Source organism: Undibacterium sp. Ji49W (assembly GCF_049340205.1).
In the GTDB taxonomy this organism is placed as follows: Bacteria; Pseudomonadota; Gammaproteobacteria; order Burkholderiales; family Burkholderiaceae_D; genus Undibacterium.
In genome coordinates, this window is sequence record NZ_JBMPOW010000025.1 from 53814 (window position 1) to 79041 (window position 25228).

Below are 25228 nucleotides of genomic sequence, written 5' to 3' on the forward strand. Positions count from 1 at the left end.
TGCGCCCGCACTACCTGCCCCGGCATTGAGTTAATCAATTACTTCATCACTCGACAGAGGAAAAACATGGGTTGGAAAATCAAAGATGGCATCTCTTACTATGAAGCAGATACGCCCACCATCTCCCAAATTGGCCAGAACGGCCTGACCAGCGACAGCAACGGCATCATCAACACACCAGGCACAACGGCAGCTACCAGCAATACCACAGGTACAGCGCCACCGCCACCAGATGTGACGCAAACGGCAGGCAGCAGCGCAGCCAACAAGAGCAATGTCAATGTCGCTGACTGGTATACCAGCACCCTGGGCCGTGTTGGTGACGCTGCCGGTATCAACTACTGGCAGGGGCAATTGGCCAATGCAGCCAATCCGGATGATGTGTATAAAAGCTTCCTGGCAGGGGCGAAGCAGAATAATGAAGCCATACATTTGCCAGCTTCGCAAAATTCCGCCGGTTGGTACAAGGAACTGGGTCACACCGGCGACGCCGCTGGCATGGCTTACTGGGATGACCAGATTCTGTCCAAAGGCTATGATGCCGCGCATCAGGCCTTTACCGGATCAGCCAAACAAAACATTGCCAGCGGCGCGGCAGTCGGCCTCAGCGCCACGGCACTGCCATCCACTTACGCCAAGCTGAATGATCCCAATGACATCTATGGCACAGCGCACTACAACGAAGCCATGGGGCTGACACCGCTGACTGATGCAAATGGTATCGCCAAATCCAATACACTGGGCACGTTTTCCGGCAACAGCATCATGCCCACCATGGATGCCTTTACGGCCGGTGTCGACCCTCTTGCCGTCTACAAGGCCGCAGGTCTGGCCGGTCCTACCGGCTCGTATAGCGGGCCGAATAATTCCTGGGTACCGACCGGTGCAGCACGCAATGACACCATCGAGGCCAGAAACGCCCGCATCAAGGCACTGAAGGCAGCAGGCTTATCCGAATTAGCTGCCCAACTGGAAGCTGACAATGGCTTCTGGCAAGGTGGTGGCGGCAGCGGACAGGCTATCACGCCTGGCATGTCAAGCTATCAGGTCAACGGTCAACAGATTGATTCGCCCATCTATGCGAGCGGTTACAACACCGCCTTTGATTACGGCGGCGCGCAATATGGCAGCTTCGGCTCTACCGTGACGGCCAAAGATGCATTGAAAAATTATGAACAAACACATGCAGCATTGAAGATCAGCGACCCGGCCCGCTATAACCTGGAAAGTTCGCGCGTCTATGAAGCTGCCCAGATGGCAGCCATGACACCGCAGCAAAGGGCAGATTGGGATTTCAGCCAGAATAATCAACCCGACCAGGCCTACATCAACCAGAACGGCGCCTGGGTAGCCAATCCCAACTACAACCCCTATTATGAATTGCGCTACAACTCGGCACCATCGCTGGCTGCCAAGTATGTACCTGGTCAGACATTCAATCCCGATGGCACACTGCGTGGCAGTAGCGCAAACGGGACAGCCGGAACTTCTGCTGGTGCTGCTGGTACCACTGGTGCTGCCAGTTCAAGTGGCAGTGGCATCATTAACCGGGCTACCGGCAGTGCGACGCCCCCACCATCGGTAGGCCTGGGCGGCAATGGCACATCCAATGTGTATCAGGGTGCAAGCGGCGCGTATCAATACAATCCTGCGTCACTCGCCAACCCTGCAAACTGGAACATCACTACTGACCAGACCACGCAAGGGCAAATGAGCAAGATGATAGACCCGAACAATCCCTATTATCAGGTCTGGGCCAATGCCGGCGCACAAGATGCGGCCGCCAGAGGTTTTACCGGCAATAGTACGATACGTGACAGTGCGATCCTGGATGCCGTCATGCGCAATGCCACCCCGATCGCATCGGCTGATGCAGCAACCTATGCCAAGGCGGCAGGCTACAACACTGATCAGTTGAACCAGAATGCATTGCAGAACTTCAATGCAGCCAATGTGGCGAATCAGTTCAATGCCGGTCAGAGCAATACACTGCTGAACAATATTCTGGGCATCAATTCCAACCAGTCCATTGCCAGGCTCAATTCTGATACGACCCTGGGTGTCGCTGGTATCAATGCCGCCACGTCCAAATACAACACTGACAGCAATGCAGCCACATCCAAATACAACACCGACAGCAATTCGGCGGCCCAGAAATACAGTAGCGACAGCAGCGCCAATACATCGTTGGCAACGGCCAATCTGTCTGCCGCAACACAAAAATATATTGCCGAGGTCAGTGCAGCCAGTCAGAAGACCATTGCAGGCATGAACAACGCCAGCCAGCAAACCTTGAACGCTGCACATGATGCCAATTCTGCCGCGATTGCTACAAGCCAAAGCACAGCAACAGCCTGGAATAATTACCTTAATGGTATCGCGAATATTCAAATGCAGCCGAATATGGATGCAGCCGCAAAACTTGCTGCGGTGGCAAATCTGACAGACACAGCACGTGCAGCAGGCTTAAATGTGACGCTTACGCAAGATCAGAAAAACGCTTTGTCTGGAACGGGAAATTACACCGGTATTGATGGGCTTACTACATCAACTGGTGGAACATCTGGCGGCACATCAGGAGGAAGCAACGTAACGGGTCCTACTGGGCCATTTGGTCCAGTAACACCGACGCCAATCCAGCAACAGGCAATCTCTCAAGCAGGTGTTGATGTCAGTCACTTGGTGAACTTTCAACCATGAACGATATCTTAGACCACAAGCCAATCACCCGGCAGAAGGTCAATGACCTTGAAGCTGTCATGAAGAAACTGCCGCAGGTGGAATTGAAAGTGATTAACCATTTCGCCCGCGGCGTCTATGCACGTGAATTGCATATCCCTGCCGGCATCACCCTCACTGGCCGCATCCACAAATACGACAACCTCAACATCCTGTCGCAAGGCGAAATGCTGGTCACGACCGAGGCCGGTCTGGTACATGTCAAGGCGCCGTTCACCGTCGTGTCACCGGCAGGCACCAAACGCATTGCCACCACGCTGACAGACTGCATCTGGACCAGCATACACGGTACCGATGAAACCAACATCGACAAGATAGAACAACACTTCACCGCTGGGGACGAACAGGAATATCTGGCCCACTGTGAAACATTAACACTGGAAGGAAAATAATATGGCATGGGTTGTAACAGCCGTCGTAGCGGCATTTGAAGTAACAACCGTCGCCACCGTCTTGACAGCGATATCCGCCGTTGGCATGGCCACCACTGTCGTGGGGGCTGTCACCGGCAATAAAAACCTGATGAAGATAGGCGGCGAGATCAGCATGGTTGGTGGCATTGGCAGCCTGGTCAATGCCGGGATAGGTGCTCTGGGGGCAGCCGGGGCAGATGTGGCTGCCGGGCAGATAGCGACAGATGTGGCCAGTCAGACAGCGGGGGATGCAGTGGCAGACGCTGCGGGTGATGCGGTAAGTAATGTAGCGACCGATGGTCTTGTTGCTGATAGTGTCCCCGGCCTTGCAGGTACCGTAAGCGATGCAAGCACGATGGCAGGTGGAACGCCGGCATGGACATCGGCCGGCACGGGAAGTGGTGGTGGCTTTGGTCTGAGTTCGGATGTGGCGGGCAGTGACTGGATCGGAAGTCAGCAAAACAGCATGGGCATGAGCACGGATATTACTGGTGCGGTAAATCCGCCGAATAATTTTATGCAGCCGGTATCACAGACGGTGCCAATGCAGGGGTACGCAACAAATGCCGTTGAAAACAGCATTCCCACAACGGGATTTGATACTCGATACGATACTGGAATTGTGTTCAATCCTGACAACTCAATCGACACGACAACCGGTAACAAGTTTGCTGTGGCTGCGGAAGATGTTGGTGCTGGGCTGGATAAAGAAGGCATTGTTCCTGCAAATGATTTGGGAAAATTCATGGGGTCATCAACATCGTCCTCATCAGCTTCTTCGTCGTTTCTCGACAAACTCGGCAGCAAATGGGACAGCCTCACCGATGCCCAAAAACTGGAATTTACCAAGACAGGTCTGGCACTTCCGTTCAACATCCTCAATCAGCGCAACCAGCAGGCGGCGCTTGAATTGCAACGTCAGAAACAGGCTCAGACCAGCTACGGCAGTGACGTGCCACGTTTCGGCATCATCAACTCAGTACGGAGAACATAATGCTCGGCCAAGCTTCCAATTCCATGCTCGCACAGGCCGAGCAAGGTATTCAGTCCAAAGTACCACCACAATTTCAAAGCGCACTGTCCAAAGTCGTCAATGCCGGCTTGACGATCATGTATGCACCACAGAATAAAGAAATGCGTCTGCAACGTATGGCACAGGCCGGCAACCCAGCCAGAGATGCCGGTGCAGGGGCCGCCCGCATGATCAGCAACCTCTATGCCCAAAGCAACAAACAGATGCCGCTGGAAGTCGTCGTCCCGGCCTCCATGATCTTTGCGTTTGAATACCTCGATCTGCTGGTCAAAGTCAAACGCCTGGCGATCACACCCGACCTGATCGCTGCCACCACCCAGGCCGTGGCAGACGCCGTGCTGCCAATGTTTGGCGTCAGCAAAGACCACATGACACAACTGGTTGCTTATGCCAAACAGCAGCGGGCCAGACAGAACAGGGCACGCTAGTTCCCATTTAGCAAACGCAAGAGGAAACACACCATGTACACAAACTACAGAAGCCCATATTCGAACGACCCCTATGCGAATGACCCTAATGCCGACGATGAAAATGGGGATACAGATCAAATGCCCGACCAGTCGCAGGATGCAGATCCACAATACGACACAGAAGGGCAGGGTCAGCAAGATCCACTGACGCAAAACAAAACAAATGCCATCGACGAATTGATGCGCACGCTTGCCCTGAACATTCCAGTTGGTGAAGGCATTATTTCCCGGGCTCCGGGCACTAATTTGCTGTCACTGGTCAATGACAGTGACAGCAGCTATCCATCATCTTCCGATACTGGCTATGACAGTCCCGACGATGCGCAAAACACTGATCCTGTGCCTGAATCGCAACAGCCGAGTGAGCCGCGCGCCATCAGCCCGGCCATGCAGAAAGAAATTGAACAGGTAAAAGGAGCATCCTCTGCCTCGCTGAAAGACAGATACGCGGCTTATCTGTTGGCGACCAGAAACCAGGATGAAATCAATCATATGCAGTCCGCAGGCATACCAGATGACGAATTGCAGAACGATGTTAATACGCCAGGGTTTGCCGCCTTCAATCGCCAGCTTGACGCCGGCAATGTGAATATCAGTGGCCTGTATGACAAAGCCAAAAAAATCGCTGATCGCCTGAATGCGCCACCAGACTCCAGAGAATTTACAGATTCCCGCTACGAAGCAGCTCAACAACGTACGCCGGAAGAAGCCCAGGCATTCAAAGAAGAAATTGCTGCTGCAACAGCCCGACACTTCTTTGATCTTTTGAAGCCAGAGACGCCAAGAGATACGGATTTTAACGACAGGCGTTATGACAGCCGGGGTGAACCTGATGCCGAAGAACTGGACAGAAGAAATACGAGAAAGCTGCATGACGACATCAGTAAAACTGTCCAGAAAATTGATCAATTGTCGTTGCCCAAGAATGATAACGCGAAGCCGCTACCGTCAATTGAACTAAGTAAATTACCTAATTCCAATGGAGACGGCTTTAAAATAATTGACGGATATAGATCTTATTTTGACTCTGCCGTAGAAAAAACTGACGTTGACGGAGCGAGTCTTAGAGCCATGGCCAAGGTAGAGTCAGGAGGAACGAACGATCCTGCCACATCCCGCGCAGGGTCAAGCCCAGGCGCAGCGAGTGGAGTCATGCAGGTGATAGGAGATACATGGAAAGGGACTGTAAAAAAACACAAGGAGCTGAGTCAATACAGCGACTTTGCCAAATACAGATCAGACCCAGAGGTGAATATCCTGGTTGGTGCCTATGCTTTCCAGGACATCCGAAAAGCAATCAATATTTCAAGCAGTGATCCGAATTTTGAAAAATTATCTTTTGCTGCCTATAACGCCGGCCCGGGCACGATCAACAAAGCCATTGCCAATGCGAAAGAAGACAATCAAAGTGACCCGGCAGCAACTGCACTGAATCCCAAATATCTTGCGCCAGCTATAGAGGATACCGGCATATACAGCTATTACCTGAAAGGTGGGGGTAGTAAATATAATCCCTATCTCCCTGGCAAGCCTGGTGCTTCAGCAGAAAAAGCGGAACAGTGGGCAATTGATGCCAAGTTGAAAGAAGTTTCTGAATATGCGAAGAAGGTGCTGGGCTATAGAGAAAAAGAGTAATAGCCCTTTTCCCTTGCTCAATTAGACTGCTGTGAACCCCTTTCTTCAACATCTTACCAAACAAGTATTTTCATGATTATATGAAGCCCTCGCTCCCCATGCCCGTATCATCGGGCAGGGGAGTAGTCACCCAGACTTCATACCGATCTCCCTACCACCACAGGCTTGCATTGCCTCGTTTGTTCATAGGCGCGCTGGTGGGTATATCCATGCATCACTCGCTGACATCACTCGCTGCAACAATAGCGACTACCCATTAAACCGCGCCAGACAAAGCAAGCTGCGGTAGTCACCGGTTGAGAAAACGCTAGAGAAAACACATGATGCACGCAAACCACAGCGTCCCTTATTTCATTGACCCTTATGCCTTCGATGACAACGTCGGTACTGAACAAATGCCAGAACACGCCTATCCACAAACAGATGTCAATGCGCAAGACCAGCAAGAGGCACTAGTGGACTGTAACAATTGAAAACAGAGTGTCTGCCACGTGCGCGCCGACCATGGCTGTGTTGCAAATGCTCGCGATAGTCCCACTATCGCTGTGCTTTGCGCCTTGCCCTGATCGCCGGGCACGCGCCATTCACTTCTTTTTCAACTGTTACAGTCCACTGACCCAGAAAACAAATGTTATCGACGATTTTCTACGTCAGCTTGCCATGCACATTGCGGGCGGTACCGGTATTATTTCACGCCCATCGGGTGCAGATCTGCTGATCCGCGACTATGCAAGTCCTGGCACCTCCCTCACTTCATCCGAAGATGATTCTGAAGATGCGGGTGACAGGCATAACGCCTCTGAAGATAAACAAACACCAGAGGAAATATCTGACACTCCGCAGGCAAATAGAGCACGCATCATCAGCCCAGAGCTACGCAATGAAATCGACAGAGTAAAGGGAATCAAGCCTGATGAGATGAATATCTACAATGGGGCTAGCGTTGACGAGGTACTGAACAGTTTGCCAGCTATCAATGCGGCCAACGGTGACAGTAATGTTGCCACGACCAAAGATGATCTGATGCGTTCAGAAAAAGCGTCCGACCAGGCTGGCAACTTTGATGGCCGCGATGTCACCGAATCAGGCGATACCCTGACCGACTTATTCAAACGCAATTACGGCTACACCCCAAGTGAAGATGAACTGATCCAATACGCCAATTACAACAACCTCAGCAGCGCGCACGACCTGTCGGTCAATCGCGTTATCGAGAGCCCCAGTCTGGATATACTCAGACAGGCAGACATGACAGACCAGCAGAAGAATAATTACCTGGCAAGGGATGCACAATATCAAGCATTGTATGCATCAAAGGCAGAAGAAGCAGCACGCCAGTCCCGCACCGTGAGCCAGGAAGAAGTCGACGGGTCGCGCAAAAAGATGGGTGGTCGCAATTCAGAAGCAACAGGACCAATTACTTACCGTCCTGACGGAGGGAATGATACCCCAGCAATGGCATCGCGCCCAATCTATGATGCGATGGGTAACTATTCAGGTACTGAGTGGGTACCGGTAGACAATACCCCTGTGCGTGATCCGGTTGGCGAAGCCATCGTGCGCGCATCCAGGGCCGCTGGTAAGGCCCCACTGGAAGCGGGTAAGGGATCGTTGAAAAGCATCTTGAATGTAGGTCCTGGTCTAATTAATTTGCCCATCGCGGGTACCAAGTTGGCTACCGAAGGATATCTGGCAATTGGCAATCAATTCGGACTGGTACCAAATGACATCTATCAAACCTTCCGCGATTCGCAACCATGGCAAATGCATACCTGGACGCCAAGCAATGATGCGCAACGCTTCGGGCAGTATGGGACCGATGCAACCATGGCAGCAGCAGGGGGGGCTAATGCGTGGAGTAATGCTGGTAAAATAAGTGCTGTGCGTGATGCGGTGCAATTGGCAACCCTTGAGCAACAAGCAGCAGACTTAACTATGTTTAATCAAAAGTCTACAGCACCGGCTAGTGGGTCAGTTCAATTTGGGCAAATTGGTGTTTCACCTGAATTCAGTAATGCCGGTCGTTTTAAAGGGGCGTTAGTTAGTGATGTCGCTAAATCCATCCGATCTGGAGAGATTGCCGTTAGCGATATTCAAATCAATACCATTCGGTGGGGTGGACAGAGGGTAGCTGTCAACAATCGCTCACTTACTGCTTTAAGTGAAGCGGGTCATTCGCCTACAAATATAGTTGATATTACGAGCACGATCAGCAAAGATTTGGGAAATCCAGATAGTATTTTTGCAGTGATACAAAGGTTACGTGAAATGAATTTCAAACCATCCCCGCAGATTGGAGTAAGACCTCTTGGTAGTACGCGGCAAACACCTCCCGCCTATATCGTGAAAATTCTTGGAGAATAAATAATGAACGAAATCACATATCCATTTGAATTGATTCCGAGTGCTTATGGAACAAAATTGAAATTTTATGGTGAAGAAGAAGGGCGGTGGACTATTGACTTAAATGTACAAATGCAGAAAGATGTTTCCGAAAAACGGATTCAGCTTACATTTATCGGAGTGACGCAAGCTAGGGTAAACGATGATTCTGATCGACGTACTTCAGGTAAATACTTACTTATGCAGATTGGCAATAGCTCATGGGTGGACTGTTTTCTGGATTCTTATGTTCAAGAATTCGGAAAGAGCCTTCTTCCTGTCGTCAAGAACATGCAACACTTCATTGTACGGGGTCATGAGTCATCCATTGGTATTTTAGCTAGAAAAGTTGAGTGTACGACCATCAATTGATAGGATGTAGAATTTGAACCGATATATTTCTTTGATAATGCAGAAGATGTAAATCGTTTGTTGAATGAGGAATTAAATAAAAAATAAACGGCCCAAACACCCGAAGCACTGAGGCGTACTGTCAATAGCGGATACTCATGTTCTAAGCTGTCTGAGATTGCTGATTGAAATTTCAGCAATCAAGGCTGGCGATAGATTGCCAAGACGCGAGTGACGCACTGCAAATCCACACGGTTCCCCTAATTCGCCTCGCATTAAAGGAAAACCATAATGAGTCAGTTATTTTTTTACGATTCACCTATTCTCCCCGCCGGATTCAGTTTTCCGAAGCATTATTTGGAGTTGGCTCAAGGTCATGATATTCCCGATCTTGAGCCATGGGGATTTTTGTTCTTGAATATGCCTGGTTCACTAAATTACTATGGTGCTATGCTTCAGAAATATCCGGATAATCCATTGATCCCCTTCGCAATCATCAATGATAAGAGCGGTTTTTATAACGGCGGGTACGTGGTGTTGGCGTGTTTTGACGGCGATGACAAAAGCGGGAATCCGAAGGTCTATTTCCACGATTATTCAAATCCAAAACGAGTTGATTGGGCTGATAGGTATTTTCTGCCCAATTTTTCCGAGTGGCTGCGCGTTGCGGGAGAGGAATCCGCACGTTACAAAGCGGAACGCGCGGAGGAAGATTAATTTTATTCGATGATAAAGAGAGTTGGTACGGCATTGGTTAGCCAAACATCATTCTCAGCCTGAAAAAAATGAAGGCCTTGTTCATACTTGAGTAGGGCTTTAATTTTTAGCACCACTGATTTGCCATGCCTCTGGCCAACGGCAAGCGCGGTCTGTTCGTCTTGCGACAGATGCACGTACTGGCGAGAGCCGGGCAGCAGTCCGACTTTTTGAATAGATTCCATAAAACGCGTGGCGGTGCCATGGTAAAGAAATTCGGGTGGCAGCTTCGCCACCGAACGGTGAAAGATATTTATACGATGCCCAAACTGGTAAGACGATGAGTTGGGAAGAAATGCTTAAGACTTATAGTGGCGGTGCCAAAACATTTCTTCTTAAGGGGAGTTAAGTATGAAAATAATTTGTGATATTTTTGGTAAATATTCAAAAAGCGATATGACCTGCACAAATTGCGGTAGTGTAATTGTTTCTGAAGACGAAATTCCTCACTTAGCGTTACCTGTCCGATGGGGGTGGGCATCTTTTAGATTTGATATGGACAGCTTATTACTCAAAGAGGAAGCAATAAATTATTTGCGCGAAAAATGGATTGCACTCGAAGAGTTTACGGTGATGCATCTTTTAAATTCACAGGTTTCGAGATTTCGTTCTGATGTTAATGAGATCAAAGTTATGGTGAGAGAGGATTTTTTTTCTTCAATATCGCAAAACGTTTCAAATAAGTTTGAAGGCGTATCTGCAGAATTTGAACCGACATATTTCTTTGATAATGCAGAAGATGTAAATCGTTTGTTGAATGAGGAATTAAATAAAAAATAAACGGCCCAAACACCCGAAGCACTGAGGTGTACTGTCAATAGCGGATACTCATGTTCTAAGCTGTCTGAGATTGCTGATTGAAATTTCAGCAATCAAGGCTGACGGTAGATTGCCAAGACGCGAGTGACGCACTGAGTTTTTGATACCTTGCATCTTGCCAAAAAAGTATTTTCATGATTACATGAAGACCTTGTTCTTCATGCCTGCGTAGTCATGGCGGGGAGCAGCAAACCTGTTCACTTTATTTTGCCCGGACTTCATGCGCCCCATCCCTCATATCAGGATTTTCCTGTCCCATTTATTCGCCAGCTTGCTGGCGGGCATATCCGTGCCATCAGTCGCTGACAATAGCAGCAGTGATCAGGCCAACGTTCCAACTCCCATTACTCCGCATTTGCGCCATCTGGTGACAGGTTCACTCACACGTGACCATATCGCCGCGCTCGATGCTGCCCTGGCCGCACATCCTGATTTGAAAGAAATTGAACTCATCGACATCCCCGGTGCATCCGACATCGCACCAGAGATCGCTTACCAGTTTCAGTGGCGCATCAATCAGCATCAGTTGCACACCTTTGCCCGTGGCGAATGCGCATCCACCTGCGCCTATATTTTTCTGATGGGGCATGAACGCACCTTATTACCCGCCAGGATTGGGGGCGAAACCGTGTTGCTCATGCATTCCATCCATTCTGCTGCCACAGGTGCCTTTGTACGCACCTACAATGATGATTTGATTTCCATCGTGCATCAGCGCAGCCAGGGCAAACTGCCTTTGGATTTGCTCAATAAAATGTATGACACCACTGACAGAAGCGGCGGCATTTATATTTACCGCAAACCCATCAGTACTGGCGGCCACGTCTTCTTTCAAGCGCAATACGGTGCCAAACGCATCAAGATCAGTGATGCCACACCCGCAGATTTAGGAATCAAGGTCGATGAATAAGCATACGCATATTTCCAGCCATCAGGAACATCACCTGTCTAAACATATTGCCAGCCTATGTCTGGCAGTCAGCATGTTCATATTCAGTAGTGGCGCTTTCTCGCAAACACCATCGCCTGTATTGGCATCAAAAAACTCAGAAAATACTGCACAAACTACGACGCCTGCCCCAGTGTCATCAGTGATATCATTGACACCGGCGACGACCCAGCGCTTTCGCATAGAAAACAAAATCGACCAGGCCGTGCTGGAAAAATTCGATGTTGCCATCAAAGCCAATCCTGCCATAACGGTACTTGAATTCGATGGAGTGATGGATTTCTCTGGCATTGATATCGACGCCATCATGGGTTTGCATGACAGAATAAAACAACATCATCTGTCCACCACTGCCCGCGGTTTGTGTGTTGGCTCCTGCGCATTACTATTCATGACCGGGTACACGCGCACGATATTGCCCGCAGCGAATAATCGTTCCACCCGAGTGGTGTTGCGGCCCATTACCAACCAATATCATGAATTTCTTGTTGAACAGACCGACACACTGATAGAAGAAATCATCACACGCAGCGACGGTAAAGTTACTAAAGACTTCATCCGTAAAATATACCTTGTCCGTGATGACGTTGCCAGCATCATGATTCAATACCTTGCCGGCAAGAACGATATTCATGTCAGTTTTCTTGAACGTGCAGGTGAAAAAACACAAGCGCTAGAACTATCAACGGCAGAAGGGTTGGGGTTGAAGATAGGGGAATGAATTATTCCTATACAGATTGACGCCACGTGCAATAAAGGCTGACGTCAATACTCTATTTGATCATTCGCTTACAACGCCGTCCTCAAAGCAAACAATTCCGGGAACAGGACTACGTCCAGCATCTTGCGCAGGTAGCTGACGCCGGCGGTGCCGCCGGTGCCGGTTTTGAAGCCGATGATGCGTTCTACTGTGGTGACGTGGCGGAAGCGCCAGATGCGGAAGGCGGTTTCCATGTCCACCAGTTTTTCTGCCAGCTCATACAATGACCAATATTGTTCTGGTGTTTGATACACCTTCAGCCAGGCAGCCTTGACGGATTCATTGGCGGCGACGCCTTGTGACCAGTCGGCTTGCAGGCGTTCTGCGTCTATCGCAAAACCCTGACGTGCCATCAGCATGATGGCTTCATCGTAGATGGATGGTGTGCGCAGTGCGGCGTCCAGTGTGGCGTGGATGTCGGGTTTGTTTTCATGTACCGCCATCAGGGTGGCTTGTTTATTGCCCAGCAGGTATTCCAGCTCGCGGTATTGATGTGACTGAAAACCGGATGACGCCCCCAGGTAAGGGCGTATGGCCGTGTATTCGCTCGGTGTCATGGTGGACAGGACATCCCATGCATGCACTAGTTGATCCATGATGCGGGCCACGCGTGACAGCATCTTGAATGCCGGCGGCAAGTCATTGTTGCGGATGTGCTGGCGCACGGCATGCAGTTCATGCAGCATCAGTTTGATCCACAGTTCACTGGTCTGATGCTGGATGATGAACAGCATTTCATTGTGGTTGGGCGAACGCGGGTGCTGGGCTGTCAAAATCTGGTCCAGACCCAGATAATCGCCATAGCTCATGGATTCGCTGAAATCCAGTTGCGCACCATGCCAGGACATAGGACATTTACCAGCTTGCTCGTTATTACTCATGATGTTTCCTTAAAATTCTTTGCATATCAAATCAAGTCACCGCATTCCGTTGCGCCGTCGTATCGTAATCCTTGCTGTCGAGAATATCGCGCAGGCCTTCGGCGGCGTCCCAGACATCGACGTAGCGGGTGTAAAGAGGCGTAAAACCAAAGCGCATGATGGCGGGTTCACGGTAATCGCCAATGATGCCGCGCTGTATCAGCGCCTGTATCACGGCATAGGCATGCGGATGTTTGAAGCTGGCCTGGCTGCCGCGTTGCTGGTGCGGGCGGGGTGTCACCAGTTCCAGCGGATGCGTGGCGCAGCGGGTTTCTACCAGGCTGATGAACAAGTCAGTCAGTGCCAGTGATTTTTTGCGTATGGCTTGCATGTCGGTCTTGCCGAAGGTATCCAGACCACAGCCTACCATCGCCAGCGAAGTAATTGGCTGGGTGCCGCACAGGGCACGGCGTATGCCTGGGGTGGGGGTAAAGCCGGGGTTCATGGCAAAGGGGCTGGCATGGCCCCACCAGCCGGATAATGGGTGGTGAAACGCCTCCTGATTGCGTGCCGGGACCCAGATAAACGCGGGTGAACCGGGGCCACCATTCAGGTATTTATAGGTGCAGCCGACGGCAAAGTCGGCATTCGCCGCATTCAACTGCACAGGTACGGCACCGGCAGAATGCGCCAAATCCCACAATATCAATGCGCCATGCTGATGAGCGAGGGCGGTGACGGCAGTCATGTCATGCAGATAGCCGGTGCGGTAATTGACATGGGTGAGCATTACCAGCGCTGTGCTGTCATTGATGACTTGCGGCAGTTCATCTGGCGAATCGATCAGGTGAATCTGGTAGCCACGATCCAGCCAGCGGGTAATGCCTTCCGCCATATAAATATCGGTAGGGAAGTTACTGCGCTCGGTAATGATGGTCTTGCGCCGGGTCTGTGGCGCCTGTATCTGCAAGGCCGCAGCAATGGCCTTGAACAGGTTGACCGATGTGGTATCCGTTACCACGACTTCATTTGCTTCGGCACCGATCAGTGGTGCCAACTGGTTGCCAAGTGTAGATGGCAAGTCAAACCAGCCAGCGGTGTTCCAGCTCTTGATCAGGTCGGTGCCCCATTCTTTGGTGATGACATCCTGTGCTCTTTGCAGTGCCGCTTTGGGGCGGGCACCCAGCGAATTACCGTCCAGGTAAATCACACCGGTGGGTAAATCAAATTCTTCACGCAGGGCGGCCAGCGGGTCTTGCTGATCCAGTTTTTCGCAATCGCTACGGGTGATGGTGGCTTGTGTCATTACGGCAGACTCCTCAGTATGGCGCGTACCGGGCTGGCATCCAGGCCGGCAAGTTTTAGTGGCAGGCAAATCAATTCATAATCCCCGGCGGCGATGTCATCGAGGACGATACCTTCCAGTATCGCCATCTCATGCGCTTTCACGCGCAGATGGGCATCCAGGGTCTTGGATTCTTGCGGGTCCAGCGAGGGGCTGTCTATGCCTATCAGACGCACGCCGTGCCGGGCCAGCAAATCAATGGTAGCTGCCGCCACGCTGGGGAAATCGCTATCCCATGCCATCTGCGGTGCCTGCGTGTAAGTGCGGAACAATACTCGCTGAGGTAAGGGCGTCAACTGCGCTAAAAATGGCTGCACATGTTCCGGCAAGACCTGGGCCACGCCTATGCAATGGATGACGCGGCAAGGGCCGATATAGGTGCTGATCGCCACTTCATCGATGGATTTGCCAGCCGCATCGTAATGTGATGGGGCATCGCAATGCGCGCCGGTATGGGTTGACATGGTGATCTTGCTGACCTTGACCGGGCAACCATCGGCAATTTGCCAGGTGGTTTCGGCGCTATAGGCACTGTCACCCGGCCAGACTGGTATGCCAGGCTGTATGGGCGGGGTGATATCCCAGATTTGTGGGGCGGGTAGAGACATGCTGACTCCTGTAAAAACATGCAGAGATTTTATGCCGTTTTGCCTGAATAGTTCTTGCAAATTGCCAGTTTAAAAACTATATTTGTAGAATAAACTGCGTAAAAATAGTGAAATATTGGTGAATAATGCAGGATTGTCTTTGTGCATTGCGCTAAAGCACCATATTGTTTATGTTTTTGTAATTATTGGGCAGACTGATATCTGGTAATCATAATAATAGAAAAAACCTCTCACCACAGAGGCACGGAGGAAGGAAAGGCTGCTTGCAAGCAGCCTTTCCTCTTTGCTTTTCTCTGTGACCCTCTGTGCCACCTCTGTGTCTCTGTGTTGAGAGGTCTTGCACTTAAATCCCCAAATAACAGGAGACACTGATGCAACTCGACGCAACCGACTTGAAAATCCTCCAGCAATTGCAGGCTGATGGCCGTATCAGCAATCAGGATCTGGCTGACAAGGTTTTCCTGTCACCTTCGTCTTGCCTGCGCCGCGTGCGTATGCTGGAAGAGGGCGGCATCATTCATCACTATTGTGCCGTGATAGATGCCGCTGCCGTTGGGTTGGAAGTGGATGCCTTTGTCCAGGTCACCATGCGGCGCGATGTCGAACAATGGCATGAGAATTTTTCGCAGGCCCTGCAACAGTGGCCGGAAGTCGTCGGTTCTTACATCATCACCGGCGACGCCAATTACCTCTTGCGTGTGCGGGCACGTAATCTCAAACATTATTCTGCCTTTGTGCTGGAACGTCTGTACAAAACCACAGGCGTACTTGATATACGTTCCAACATCGTCTTGCAGACGCTCAAGGATACGCAGCAGATCGCCACCAGCCTGCTGGTAGTGGCAGAGTAATTTCAGGCAGCAAAAAGCAAGTAAATAGAACTCATTTCATCAATAGGGATGAATAGGGATGAATTCTGGATATTCGTCCTTCTGTTTTTGCCTGTGCCTGGGCGGGCTTACTACACTATCCGCAATCTGAGAATGAACACACCGCGTAACATATTGTGCGCCGCGAAGCTGAATGATACCCTTTCTATAATTCAAAAAGGGTGAGGTAGGGATGGTCATCGTCTGGGGGAAAAAACATGTTTTCAGCAAGCTTGGCTATGTGGCTGATTTTTGTCCCATCTGCCGCAAGCCCAGGGCATTTGAAGTCAGGCGGGTGGGTCTGGCCGGGCATGTGTATTACATCACCGTCAGTCAGGGTGATTTGATCGGCTATGAGCGTACCTGCCTGAAATGCAAGACCATCCTCAATGCGGAGCCTACGGACTATGCAAGCATTCCCAAGAAGAATGAACCCTTGCCCGCCCTGGTCAAGAAGTCGAACCCGCACATGCTTGAAGTATTGAAGGACAGATTGGCGCTCGAAGAACGCATACGTAAAGCACCTGAATCCTTAAGGGACGAAGACCGGTTTGCACTCATCAAGACGCCTTTCTATCTCTTGTCCCCGATGGTCGAGAGGCGACTTGCCAAGGTCACGCTCGATCTCGAATTCTGTCTTGCGGTTGGTGCCAGCATTGTGCTCTTCAAGACCGTGCCCAATCTGGCAGAGAGGTACATTCCGCAATATGCCGACAAGGCGCTGCTGGTAACCATGGCGGTCAGTCTGCTGCTGGTGTTTTGGCAGATACTGACATCCGGTAGCCGCTATGTGCGAAAACAGATCGTTCCCGTGTTGGCGATATCGCTGAAACCTTTGCGTCCCAAAGTCAGCGAATTGAATGTCATCGTGCGTGAAATGAAAGCGCAGAAACACAAGTTGGGGCGCAAGATCAGGGTGGCGGATTTACAGCACTATCTGAAGCAAAATTAAGGGCTGATAAAACAGGGCAAAGAGCGACTCCATGGCAATCTGATGGCAAGCATTTGCTGCGACAAGGGATAAAAAAATGCGTCGAAAAAATGGATTGCAAAAAGCGGGCATTGCCCTGGTCATTGCCTGTAGTTTGTTGGGCTTCGGTTCGGCTGTCATGGCAGCCGTCTGTCAGCCAGGCAAACTTGTAGTACAGGTATTGGGCTCGGGCGGGCCAGAACTGAGTGACCAGCGTGCTTCCACTTCTTACCTGGTCTGGGTCGATCAAAAGGCCAGGATACTGATCGATTTTGGTAGTGGTGCAGCACTGAATTATGAAAAATCCGGGGCCAATCCGGCTGATCTGGATGTGGTCTTGTTTTCGCATTTTCATGTGGATCACACGGCGGATTTTCCGGCCCTGGTCAAGGGTTTGCCATTTACAGGCTATAACAAGGAATTGCGCGTCTTTGGCCCCGCCAAACGCGGCGTTTTTCCCGGCGTCAAAGAGTTTGTCCATGCACTGTTCAACCGCGACAGCGGTGCCTATGCCTATCTGGCAGACTATGCTGACCCCGATGTCAGCAGCCAGTTCAAGATGGAGCTGGAAGAAGTCGTTGCCAAAGACAAGGAAGTCAAACGCTATACTATTGGCGACGACGTGCGTGTCAGTGCGGTCGCGGTCTTGCATGGCCCGGTGCCGTCACTGGCCTGGCGCGTAGATAGCAAGGATTGCAGTGTCACCTTCAGTGGCGACACCAGCAATAGCGACCAGGCGCTGGATCAACTGGCGCTGGGCACTGACGTACTGGTTGCCCACAACGCCGCCCGCGAAAATGATCCCGATGAAGTCGCCCGCCTGCTGCACATGATGCCAACAGAAATCGGCCGCATTGCCGCTGCCGCCAGGCCAGGCAAGCTGGTCCTGTCACACCGCATGAAGCGTACGCTGGGTCATGAAATGGAAAGTACCGCCGCCATACGCAAGAATTATGCAGGCACTATCTTGTTTGCGAATGATATGCAACGCATTATCGTTGGTGGTAAATAAATCCTTCAGCGAAGAACCTGTTTACGATCTGCAGCGAGCAAGCATCAGCGGGGTCAGGGTAACCAAGCACAGCGCAAAAAGCGGACTGTACTTGTAGTACATGAGCATTTTTAGCAGGACATGAGCCCCGCGTGGAATCCAATCGCGCTCGCGCTTAAGATCGTAAGCAGGTTCTAAGGATTCAAAGGCGCATGCGGCATGAATGCCCCGCTTTTGAAAATGCTGTAGGCAATCATTGCGGCGATCATGCTGTAGATGACGCGCGGTATCCATTCTGCCACCAGCCTTTGCTGCTGTTCCAGTTGGATGCTTTCTGTTTTTGCATAGCGTGTCAGCATTTCGGGCAAGCTACCACTGGCTTCGCCGGTATGCACCATGCCAAGCAGCGTAGGGTTAGCAATAGATGGCAGGCCGCGCAAGGCGTCGCTCAGTGTCATGCCTTGTTGCATCAGCGGCAGTATGCGCGCCAGTTCTTGTCGTATCAATACATTATCGGCCGCCTGCATCGCCAGTGGCAAGGCATCAAACATAGGCAGGCCAGCCTCCAGCAACAAGGCCATGCTTTGCCAGAAATCGCCCAGGTTACGGCGTCTGTGCATGGCGCCAAATACCGGCAGGCGCAGCATAAAATGATCTGCCCAGGATGCAGATGCATCCACAGACCGCATCTGAAAGCGCCGCAAGCCATACTGCCCAGCCATGATTACCGCTGCCACCAGGCCCAGCGCCCGCAGCGCCTGCCACAGATAGGCACCCATCGTCAGCGTCCCGGCCACCAGTTGGGGCAAGGGTGTCACAAATAAAAACATCACAAATGTAAATGCCGGCATCATCAGACGTGAGCGTATGCCGGATAGCTGCCGGGCCTTCTCTGTGTAATAGTCCGCCATGCGGCGGTACATCGGTGTCGGGTCACCGGCGGCCAGTGCTGCGCCCAGCAGGCCTGCCTCCAGTGGCGTCCACAGGCCATGGCGCAATCCGGCCTGGGCAATATTCTGCCCATTCTGCATGGCGCGCCGTGTGCCATCCATTCTGGCCTGATACCTGCCCGGCAGCCTGATCATGGGCATTGCCTGGGCTGGTGCGATACCGGCTTTGCTGAGGGCGGCCAGTTGCTGCAGCATGTCGGCACGCATGCCAATTGGCATCGGTAGGTGAGGGGTGCTAGTCATAGATGGCATTGTGCCATGAAACAATTTTTTGTAAGCAATGTCTTTTGTGGCAGACGCATCGTAAAAACACCGAATAATCATGGTTTCGCACAAAGAAGGCTTGATGCAGGGCTACAAGCTAGTAAAATGATGCCTGAAAGATATTTTAGGACTTACGCAAAACCGCCCCAAAGCGTTGCAGCTCCAGCATTTAGCAAGATTCGGTACTAAAGTACTGTCTTCGTCGCTGTGGTGCAGTCGGGGTTTCAGGCAACATGTTGCCTGCCGACGTAACGAACCTCCCTTGCAAGGGAGGTTTCCTAAAAGCGATAGCCTTGCTGGGACAATTTTGCGTAAGTCCTATTTTTGCTGTCTTATTCTGCTAATAAACTGTGTGCGACAGAATTCAGTATGACTGATGTATTCATACAGCAAATCGCCGGGGAACCCACCATGTCTATATCCAGATTATCCATCCTTACGCTTTGCGGTGCTCTGTGTGCTGCCTGCTGCGGGTCAGCGGTTGCGGGAGACATCCTGGAACTGCAAGACTACCATGCCTCCGAAGCCAACACCGACAGCAAGGGCCCTTGGCTAGGTTTGCAACAGGCCGATCATGGCTGGCGGCTGGTGACGGTCAAACCGCGTTTCAAAAAAATCCCTGACCCCATCACCAAATCCGGCATACGCGTATCGGCCAATATCAGCAATGCCCGCATGATCCTGTCTGCCCCCGGGCTAAAACCCGGCGCGGTTACCTTGTCGGATGAAGCCAAGGTCGTCAATGGTTCCATCGACGAAGAATTTGAATTGTCTACCTTGCCACCACTGGGGCAAGAAAGGCTCATGCATTTGCAGGGCAATGAATACCACCTGCAAAACCGCGAAGGCCGCATTTATCTGGAATTGAATGGCGTAGCCCAATACCTGTTTGATTACACCGAAAACAAAGAAGACAATAATGCCAAGATCATCTGGGTGGGTGATCTTGATCATGACGGCAAACTCGATTTCATCTTCGATGCATCAAGCCAGTACAACGTCACCGAATTGCGCCTGTACTTGTCCGGCAGCGCTGCCAAAGGCGAATTGTTGAAGCTGGTTGCACAAAGAAAAGCAACTGGCTGCTGAGCAGGTCATTTGCCTGATCCGCCTTTGACGGATACGTTTTGTGATTGAAGCGTTAGAGCCTGTTTACGATCTTACCGCGCGGACTTTGGTTGCGTTTGCGCTTAAGATCGTAGCCAGGCTCTTACAAATGCTTACTTCTGTAACACTCTGCCCGGTCTCCTTTTTTGCTGGTCCATGCGTTAATGGAGCAAGCACTACTTTTTTCCATCATCAGGAGATCAACATGGAACAAGCACAAACAGGCAAGCAAATTCATCCTCTGGTCGCTGGCGCAGCCTGCTCGGTCATACTGGTCAGCTTACTGGGTGCAGCCGCCATCACCGGTATTTTGCCCAGCTCGCACAGTACAACAGCACCAGCAGCCACCACGGTTGCTGCTGCTGACAATCTCAATGGCATGAATGGCAGCAGCCTGGCCAGCAATGGCAACGGTACATCCGGCATGAATACCATGCAGCCAGCACCGCAATATGCAGCACCAGTCAGCCACCCTAAAGTGGCGCAGAGCAGCCACAGTAGCCAGCCAAGAACCTATTCCAATGGCAATAGCTACCCTGCCCAGGCACCTGTACAACCGGTAGCCCGCGCCAGCCAGAACAGCCCGGTCGGCATTGGTATCGGTGCTGTTGTCGGTGGCTTGCTGGGTAGCCAGGTCGGTAACGGCAACGGCCGTACCCTGGCCACGATCGCCGGTGCAGTCGGTGGCGGTTATGTTGGTAATGAAGTGGCCAAACGTAATCCTTAATCTCTAAATTGATCCGTTTTGATCGGTTCGATTCTGTGTGATTATGTTTGATTATGTGTAGTATTGGGGGAGCCAGGCTCCCCCTAATCTTTTATGCTTCCTGAATCGCTTTCCCCCCCAATCTGCAACACAGCCATCGCCGGGATTGACGTGCCAAGCGTCTGCTGGCACACTCTGCCTTGCGGCGAATACACGTGATTACACGTCGTCAAGCACCCGCCATCCACTTATCAACCATCCACAGGAGACAACACCATGCATACCAATGATATTGCCACCCTGTCGGCTGCCTGATCCCGCTACACCCCATTTCCTGTATCTCCGTATTTGTCGATACTGATGTGCTGAGCTGCGGTTGATCCCGCGCCGACCTCCATTTTCTTTTTAAGTCCCTGCATGTTTAGCGTGCGGGAAGCTATCGTGCGTGCCCAGGCATTGCATGATCACCGGATTTGGATATTCACATCATGATCGATTTCGATTTTGCAGCACTGCGCCGTATCGGCCTGACACAAGTCATCGCCAACCAGCTTTACACACTCTCACTAACCCTGCCCGACACCATTGCATTGCAGGCAGGCCGCATTACCGAAGTACACCGCGACTGGTTCACCGTTCACCAGGGCGTGACCCCACTGCATGCGCGTTGTCAACCCAGCCTGTTGCAGGCACTCGATGACAACGACACCAGTCTGGCCGTAGGCGACTGGGTATTGATGGACCAGCATGAACCGCCACGCATCATCGCCCGCATGTCACCGCTGAACCACCTGGCACGCCGCAGCAATGACGGGCGGCGACAGGCGCTTGCCAGCAATGTAGATACCGCATTGCTGGTCATGGGCCTGGACCATGATTTCAATCTGCGCCGTCTTGAACGCTATCTGGCACTTGTCCATGCGGCAGAGGTGGCCCCTGTCATTATCCTCACCAAGGCAGATGTCAGCCCGCAAGCAGAAGCGCATCTGGCTGAAGTGAATCAGCGCCTGTCCGGCAACGTGCCGGTGTTTGCCGTCAATGGGCAAAGCGCAGCAACGGCAGAGCTGCTTGCACCCTGGATGGGGGTAGGGCAGACGTTAATCTTGCTGGGTTCATCCGGTGCTGGCAAATCCACCCTGACCAATACCCTGGCCGCCAGCACGCAAGACACGGGTGAAGTACGTGCCGGTGACAGTCGGGGTCACCACACTACCACGGCACGCTCATTGCACCTGTGCCCGCATGGGGCCTGCATCATCGACACCCCGGGTTTGCGCAGTCTGCAACTGGATCTGGATGAAACTGCCCTCAGCGCCAGTTTTGAAGACATCGATGCGCTGGCAACGCAATGCCAGTTTCGCGATTGCAGCCATCAGGCCGAACCCGGCTGTGCCGTGCGGGCAGCGGTGGATGAAGACCGCCTGCATAACTATCAAAAACTACTGCGCGAAGCGCGCCGTAATCAACAAACGCCACTGGATAAAATCGCCGCCCGGTCAAAGTGGAAAGTGCTGATGCGATCCGTCAAGGAAAGGGACAAACAAAAGCGCGGATAGTGTCATTTCCAGAATAAGCTGCACGGCGCTGTTGATCGCAACGCCGTGCGGCCATCATCCAATTTTTACCAAATGTAATTGCGCTATTTATTCGGCATGCAAAATGTATACTGGAACACAATTCTGGAACCTTAAAGCCATTGATGATTTTCTCCACGCGCCAGCTTTCTATTTTTGCCAGCACCAGCCTGCTTTTCTGCCATGCCACCACCCATGCCAAACCTGTGGAAGTGCATGCGCGGCTGGCACCGCAAGCCAGGGCAGAAAACAAAGTGGCCCTGACCCTGGATGCCTGCTCCGGCCGTTTTGATGAAGACTTGCTTAGCTTCCTGATACGCAAGCGCATCCCCGCCACCATCTTTGTCACCAAAAAATGGCTGGATAAAAATCCCCGTGGCGTTGCTGTCATCAAATCTAACCTGGATTTGTTTGCTGTCGAAGACCATGGCGAAAAACATATTCCCGCCATCATCGGCAGCGGCAGAACCGTTTATGGTCTGGCTGGCGAACCCGATGTCGCCCACCTGCAACGCGAAGTCACCGAAGGGGCCAAAGCCATCACCAGCACCATAGGTATTGCCCCACAATGGTATCGCGGTGCCAGCGCCAAATATGATGCAGAGGCGATTACAGAAATTAATCGCCTTGGCTACAAGATCGCAGGCTTCTCGTTCAATGCCGACCACGGTGCTACCCTGCACAAAAAAGCCATTGCCGACAAATTCAAACGCCTGCAGCCAGGCGATGTCATCATCGCTCACATGAACAAACCCCAATCCGATTCCGCCCAGGGACTGTCATCCGGATTGAACGACGCCCTGAAACAAGGCTTTGTCTTCGTACGCCTGGATCAGGTGGAAATGCAAAAAATGCCGGATCAAAAAACAAAGCGCGACAAATCCTGAGTGCTGCTTATAATACCGTGTACCGTAGGGGGCGCCACGCGCACCGAATGCAACTATGCGTTTGAAAAATAACGGTGCGCGTGGCGCACCCTACGCGGTTGCGGTGTGCATAAAATATTTCATGTTTTGGATTACAAGTCCTGGATGTCAGGACATCTATACGGGGCATTAATTCATGTATGCGTTGAAAGTTAGTATTAATGGTGGCACACCAATTGTCGCGGGTGGTGAAGATCTGGTCGTGCTCAATACCATCATTGACGGAACGGGAAAATTAGGATCTCAGACGAATTCGCGTCGTGGTGACGATACCTATGATTTTGCCGTATCTGTCGGCGGCCTGACAGCGAGAAAAGAAGATCAGCCCGATGAACATCTGCGCTGGATATCCCGGATGCCGCTTCAGGTCGGCGATACAATTCAGATCGAAATTGTAGAAACCACAGTCGTCGACCCTGTCATTAGCGGTAGCGAGGCAAAAAAAATGGAAGATGACGAACGCAGCTATTTTGAACACTGCAAAAAAGCATATTTAAAGATGCGTGATAAGTATGAATCTGCGTCAGAATAGCTGGTACGTATCATGTAATATTTCTTGTTCTGCCACGATCAAACATCGCTGATATCCTTCTGATATGTAGATCCCTGGTAGGGTGCGCCACGCGCACCATCCATGTAAAAAAGGTTCGGTACCCGGTGCGCGCGGCGCATACCCTACGTGACGTTCTCCGGTGCGGAGAGCAAACGGTTCTCATTTTTTTGCCACTATCAAACATCGCTGATATCCTTCTGATATGTAGATTCCTGGTAGGGTGCGCCACGCGCACCATCCACGCAAAAGGGTTCGATATCCGGTGCGCTCAGCGCACCCTGCGCGGCATTGTGTGGAATGCATAGACACAGTGCATTTCATTTAACTCAACCGGAGCAAGCAGCCACCATGGTCATTCGCCGTACCCGTACCGAATTCTGGGGCGCTGGTCCGCAGGGGCGCGAAACACCTGGCTTCAGCTTTCACCTGCTGGCAGCCAATCCGCCTGAAGATGAAGTGCAGACCCATATGCATGAAGAGGCGCATTTTGTGCTGGTACTGTCTGGCGCATATATGTCGTCGGCCAGACATGCGCCCGCCATGTCCAATACACCGCTGCTGATCTTCAATCCTGCAGGCACCACACACCGTGACCGGTTTTTGGGTGGACGTGGCCGCTTCCTGGCCATATCCGGCGGTGATGCCGCAGGTTTTGGTTTTGCTACATCCCTGCGTGATCTGTATGCCTTGCAGGTAGCGACACGCATCGCTGCCGATTTTCAAAGAAAAAATCTCAGCCAGTTGCAACTCGAAGGTGGCGCGCAACAACTGCTGGCCGCCTGTAGCCCGTTGACATCGGATGAAAGCCGTCACGCATCGCAGCCACCAGCCTGGCTCAAACAGGCATTTGAAATGATCTTCACCAGCGACGACCCCGGTCTGAGCGTTGCCGATGTCGCCGCCTTTGCCGGCGTGCATCCGGTTCATCTGGCGCGGGTGTTTCGCCGTTATCTGCATTGTTCGCCAGGCGATTATTTGCGTGGCAGACGCCTGGAAAGAGCGGCTGCCGTGATCGGTGCTGCCAATGCATCCCTGGCTGATGCCGCCTGCGCGACTGGCTTTGTCGACCAGGCCCACCTGACCCGCAGCTTCCGCCAGACCTTTGGCCTGACGCCCGGTGCCTGGCGATCCAGGACGGTCGGACGAGCAGGGCAGGATGTTGCGCCGATACAATCCAGTTAGGTAAATAGATTCCATA

26 protein-coding genes are annotated in these 25228 nt (G+C 51.7%); 21 read left to right on the forward strand and 5 right to left on the reverse strand.

From position 1 onward, the window contains the following. The first annotated feature begins 66 nt into the window (after window positions 1-66). The 9 genes from ACO0LK_RS24480 to ACO0LK_RS24520 all read left to right on the forward strand — a co-directional run bounded on the left by ACO0LK_RS24480 (window position 67) and on the right by ACO0LK_RS24520 (window position 9740). Window positions 67-2700, forward strand: a complete 2634-nt coding sequence (locus ACO0LK_RS24480; RefSeq protein WP_422979757.1) for a hypothetical protein — start codon at window positions 67-69, stop codon at window positions 2698-2700. Further along, window positions 2697-3131, forward strand: coding sequence for a hypothetical protein (locus ACO0LK_RS24485; protein ID WP_422979759.1), 435 nt, complete (start codon window positions 2697-2699; stop codon window positions 3129-3131). The genes ACO0LK_RS24480 and ACO0LK_RS24485 overlap by 4 nt, the downstream gene beginning before the upstream one ends. Window position 3132: 1 nt before the next feature. Continuing rightward, window positions 3133-4146, forward strand: a complete 1014-nt coding sequence (locus tag ACO0LK_RS24490) for a hypothetical protein (RefSeq protein ID WP_422979761.1) — start codon at window positions 3133-3135, stop codon at window positions 4144-4146. Beyond that, entirely contained in the window at window positions 4146-4613 is a 468-nt protein-coding gene (locus ACO0LK_RS24495; RefSeq protein ID WP_186948412.1) for a hypothetical protein, read from the forward strand. Before ACO0LK_RS24490 ends, ACO0LK_RS24495 begins: the two co-directional genes overlap by 1 nt. Window positions 4614-4994: 381 nt before the next feature. Further along, window positions 4995-6290: a transglycosylase SLT domain-containing protein gene (locus tag ACO0LK_RS24500; protein ID WP_422979763.1), complete on the forward strand. Its 1296-nt coding sequence runs from the start codon at window positions 4995-4997 to the stop codon at window positions 6288-6290. A 320-nt stretch (window positions 6291-6610) separates the two neighbouring features. After that, a complete protein-coding gene (locus ACO0LK_RS24505) occupies window positions 6611-6763 on the forward strand; it encodes a hypothetical protein (RefSeq protein ID WP_422979765.1) in 153 nt (50 codons plus the stop codon). 31 nt (window positions 6764-6794) lie between these two features. Then, window positions 6795-8654 carry a hypothetical protein gene (locus ACO0LK_RS24510; RefSeq protein WP_422979767.1) on the forward strand — a complete coding sequence of 620 codons (1860 nt, stop codon included), beginning with the start codon at window positions 6795-6797 and terminating at the stop codon, window positions 8652-8654. Between the two features lie 3 nt (window positions 8655-8657). Beyond that, window positions 8658-9044, forward strand: a complete 387-nt coding sequence (locus ACO0LK_RS24515; RefSeq protein ID WP_422979769.1) for a hypothetical protein — start codon at window positions 8658-8660, stop codon at window positions 9042-9044. Between the two features lie 270 nt (window positions 9045-9314). Beyond that, entirely contained in the window at window positions 9315-9740 is a 426-nt protein-coding gene (locus ACO0LK_RS24520) for a hypothetical protein (RefSeq protein ID WP_422979771.1), read from the forward strand. A gap of 2 nt (window positions 9741-9742) precedes the next feature. Here ACO0LK_RS24520 and ACO0LK_RS24525 read toward each other — a convergent pair whose 3' ends face one another. Then, complete coding sequence (locus tag ACO0LK_RS24525; RefSeq protein WP_422979772.1) at window positions 9743-10015, reverse strand: RNA 2'-phosphotransferase; 273 nt, start codon at window positions 10013-10015, stop codon at window positions 9743-9745. Between the two features lie 115 nt (window positions 10016-10130). On the opposite strand from ACO0LK_RS24525, the gene ACO0LK_RS24530 reads away from it, so the two are divergent. The 3 genes from ACO0LK_RS24530 (at window position 10131) to ACO0LK_RS24540 (ending at window position 12268) form a co-directional block, all read left to right on the forward strand. Next, complete coding sequence (locus tag ACO0LK_RS24530; protein ID WP_422979774.1) at window positions 10131-10559, forward strand: hypothetical protein; 429 nt, start codon at window positions 10131-10133, stop codon at window positions 10557-10559. 259 nt (window positions 10560-10818) lie between these two features. Beyond that, window positions 10819-11508 carry a hypothetical protein gene (locus tag ACO0LK_RS24535; RefSeq protein WP_422979776.1) on the forward strand — a complete coding sequence of 230 codons (690 nt, stop codon included), beginning with the start codon at window positions 10819-10821 and terminating at the stop codon, window positions 11506-11508. Continuing rightward, complete coding sequence (locus ACO0LK_RS24540) at window positions 11501-12268, forward strand: hypothetical protein (protein ID WP_422979778.1); 768 nt, start codon at window positions 11501-11503, stop codon at window positions 12266-12268. The genes ACO0LK_RS24535 and ACO0LK_RS24540 overlap by 8 nt, the downstream gene beginning before the upstream one ends. 68 nt (window positions 12269-12336) lie before the next feature. Here ACO0LK_RS24540 and kynA read toward each other — a convergent pair whose 3' ends face one another. The 3 genes from kynA to kynB are packed head-to-tail and all read right to left on the reverse strand — an operon-like array spanning window position 12337 to window position 15120. Beyond that, window positions 12337-13188, reverse strand: a complete 852-nt coding sequence (kynA, locus tag ACO0LK_RS24545) for a tryptophan 2,3-dioxygenase (RefSeq protein WP_422979780.1) — start codon at window positions 13186-13188, stop codon at window positions 12337-12339. A gap of 31 nt (window positions 13189-13219) precedes the next feature. Beyond that, the gene (gene kynU / locus ACO0LK_RS24550; RefSeq protein WP_422979782.1) at window positions 13220-14473 is read right to left on the reverse strand and encodes a kynureninase; all 1254 of its coding nucleotides are present in this window, start codon (window positions 14471-14473) and stop codon (window positions 13220-13222) included. After that, the gene (kynB, locus tag ACO0LK_RS24555) at window positions 14473-15120 is read right to left on the reverse strand and encodes an arylformamidase (protein ID WP_422979784.1); all 648 of its coding nucleotides are present in this window, start codon (window positions 15118-15120) and stop codon (window positions 14473-14475) included. Before kynB ends, kynU begins: the two co-directional genes overlap by 1 nt. Window positions 15121-15491: 371 nt before the next feature. Here kynB and ACO0LK_RS24560 point away from each other — a divergent pair, with 371 nt between their 5' ends. The 3 genes from ACO0LK_RS24560 to ACO0LK_RS24570 all read left to right on the forward strand — a co-directional run bounded on the left by ACO0LK_RS24560 (window position 15492) and on the right by ACO0LK_RS24570 (window position 17971). Further along, window positions 15492-15971 (forward strand): Lrp/AsnC family transcriptional regulator, encoded by a 480-nt coding sequence (locus ACO0LK_RS24560; RefSeq protein ID WP_422979786.1) that lies wholly within the window; start codon window positions 15492-15494, stop codon window positions 15969-15971. A 211-nt stretch (window positions 15972-16182) separates the two neighbouring features. Next, entirely contained in the window at window positions 16183-16941 is a 759-nt protein-coding gene (locus tag ACO0LK_RS24565) for a hypothetical protein (protein ID WP_422979788.1), read from the forward strand. 76 nt (window positions 16942-17017) lie between these two features. Further along, complete coding sequence (locus tag ACO0LK_RS24570) at window positions 17018-17971, forward strand: MBL fold metallo-hydrolase (RefSeq protein ID WP_422979790.1); 954 nt, start codon at window positions 17018-17020, stop codon at window positions 17969-17971. A 173-nt stretch (window positions 17972-18144) separates the two neighbouring features. On the opposite strand, the gene ACO0LK_RS24575 is transcribed toward ACO0LK_RS24570, so the two are convergent. Further along, window positions 18145-19143, reverse strand: a complete 999-nt coding sequence (locus tag ACO0LK_RS24575; protein WP_422979792.1) for a type II secretion system F family protein — start codon at window positions 19141-19143, stop codon at window positions 18145-18147. A gap of 390 nt (window positions 19144-19533) precedes the next feature. Between ACO0LK_RS24575 and ACO0LK_RS24580 the strand changes: the two genes are divergently transcribed. The 6 genes from ACO0LK_RS24580 (at window position 19534) to ACO0LK_RS24605 (ending at window position 25212) form a co-directional block, all read left to right on the forward strand. Continuing rightward, a complete protein-coding gene (locus ACO0LK_RS24580) occupies window positions 19534-20253 on the forward strand; it encodes a hypothetical protein (protein ID WP_422979794.1) in 720 nt (239 codons plus the stop codon). A 223-nt stretch (window positions 20254-20476) separates the two neighbouring features. Next, window positions 20477-20998 carry a glycine zipper 2TM domain-containing protein gene (locus ACO0LK_RS24585; RefSeq protein WP_422979796.1) on the forward strand — a complete coding sequence of 174 codons (522 nt, stop codon included), beginning with the start codon at window positions 20477-20479 and terminating at the stop codon, window positions 20996-20998. Window positions 20999-21465: 467 nt separating this feature from the next. Continuing rightward, entirely contained in the window at window positions 21466-22533 is a 1068-nt protein-coding gene (rsgA, locus tag ACO0LK_RS24590) for a ribosome small subunit-dependent GTPase A (RefSeq protein ID WP_422979798.1), read from the forward strand. Window positions 22534-22676: 143 nt separating this feature from the next. Beyond that, window positions 22677-23438 carry a polysaccharide deacetylase family protein gene (locus ACO0LK_RS24595; protein ID WP_422979800.1) on the forward strand — a complete coding sequence of 254 codons (762 nt, stop codon included), beginning with the start codon at window positions 22677-22679 and terminating at the stop codon, window positions 23436-23438. A gap of 175 nt (window positions 23439-23613) precedes the next feature. Further along, window positions 23614-24009: a hypothetical protein gene (locus ACO0LK_RS24600; protein WP_422979802.1), complete on the forward strand. Its 396-nt coding sequence runs from the start codon at window positions 23614-23616 to the stop codon at window positions 24007-24009. Window positions 24010-24378: 369 nt separating this feature from the next. After that, the gene (locus tag ACO0LK_RS24605) at window positions 24379-25212 is read left to right on the forward strand and encodes a helix-turn-helix transcriptional regulator (RefSeq protein WP_422979804.1); all 834 of its coding nucleotides are present in this window, start codon (window positions 24379-24381) and stop codon (window positions 25210-25212) included. Window positions 25213-25228: the final 16 nt, after the last annotated feature.

Coding starts and splice junctions, on each gene's coding strand:
- ACO0LK_RS24600 (WP_422979802.1), top strand. CDS start 23,614: ATGTATGCGTTGAAAGTTAGTATTAATGGTGGCACACCAATTGTCGCG.
- ACO0LK_RS24520 (WP_422979771.1), top strand. CDS start 9,315: ATGAGTCAGTTATTTTTTTACGATTCACCTATTCTCCCCGCCGGATTC.
- ACO0LK_RS24535 (WP_422979776.1), top strand. CDS start 10,819: ATGCGCCCCATCCCTCATATCAGGATTTTCCTGTCCCATTTATTCGCC.
- ACO0LK_RS24510 (WP_422979767.1), top strand. CDS start 6,795: ATGGCTGTGTTGCAAATGCTCGCGATAGTCCCACTATCGCTGTGCTTT.
- ACO0LK_RS24605 (WP_422979804.1), top strand. CDS start 24,379: ATGGTCATTCGCCGTACCCGTACCGAATTCTGGGGCGCTGGTCCGCAG.
- ACO0LK_RS24595 (WP_422979800.1), top strand. CDS start 22,677: ATGATTTTCTCCACGCGCCAGCTTTCTATTTTTGCCAGCACCAGCCTG.
- ACO0LK_RS24505 (WP_422979765.1), top strand. CDS start 6,611: ATGATGCACGCAAACCACAGCGTCCCTTATTTCATTGACCCTTATGCC.
- ACO0LK_RS24480 (WP_422979757.1), top strand. CDS start 67: ATGGGTTGGAAAATCAAAGATGGCATCTCTTACTATGAAGCAGATACG.
- ACO0LK_RS24540 (WP_422979778.1), top strand. CDS start 11,501: ATGAATAAGCATACGCATATTTCCAGCCATCAGGAACATCACCTGTCT.
- kynA (WP_422979780.1), bottom strand. CDS start 13,188: ATGAGTAATAACGAGCAAGCTGGTAAATGTCCTATGTCCTGGCATGGT.
- kynU (WP_422979782.1), bottom strand. CDS start 14,473: ATGACACAAGCCACCATCACCCGTAGCGATTGCGAAAAACTGGATCAG.
- ACO0LK_RS24570 (WP_422979790.1), top strand. CDS start 17,018: ATGCGTCGAAAAAATGGATTGCAAAAAGCGGGCATTGCCCTGGTCATT.
- ACO0LK_RS24490 (WP_422979761.1), top strand. CDS start 3,133: ATGGCATGGGTTGTAACAGCCGTCGTAGCGGCATTTGAAGTAACAACC.
- ACO0LK_RS24585 (WP_422979796.1), top strand. CDS start 20,477: ATGGAACAAGCACAAACAGGCAAGCAAATTCATCCTCTGGTCGCTGGC.
- ACO0LK_RS24530 (WP_422979774.1), top strand. CDS start 10,131: ATGAAAATAATTTGTGATATTTTTGGTAAATATTCAAAAAGCGATATG.
- ACO0LK_RS24575 (WP_422979792.1), bottom strand. CDS start 19,143: ATGACTAGCACCCCTCACCTACCGATGCCAATTGGCATGCGTGCCGAC.
- ACO0LK_RS24515 (WP_422979769.1), top strand. CDS start 8,658: ATGAACGAAATCACATATCCATTTGAATTGATTCCGAGTGCTTATGGA.
- ACO0LK_RS24560 (WP_422979786.1), top strand. CDS start 15,492: ATGCAACTCGACGCAACCGACTTGAAAATCCTCCAGCAATTGCAGGCT.
- ACO0LK_RS24565 (WP_422979788.1), top strand. CDS start 16,183: ATGGTCATCGTCTGGGGGAAAAAACATGTTTTCAGCAAGCTTGGCTAT.
- ACO0LK_RS24580 (WP_422979794.1), top strand. CDS start 19,534: ATGACTGATGTATTCATACAGCAAATCGCCGGGGAACCCACCATGTCT.
- rsgA (WP_422979798.1), top strand. CDS start 21,466: ATGATCGATTTCGATTTTGCAGCACTGCGCCGTATCGGCCTGACACAA.
- ACO0LK_RS24485 (WP_422979759.1), top strand. CDS start 2,697: ATGAACGATATCTTAGACCACAAGCCAATCACCCGGCAGAAGGTCAAT.
- ACO0LK_RS24495 (WP_186948412.1), top strand. CDS start 4,146: ATGCTCGGCCAAGCTTCCAATTCCATGCTCGCACAGGCCGAGCAAGGT.
- kynB (WP_422979784.1), bottom strand. CDS start 15,120: ATGTCTCTACCCGCCCCACAAATCTGGGATATCACCCCGCCCATACAG.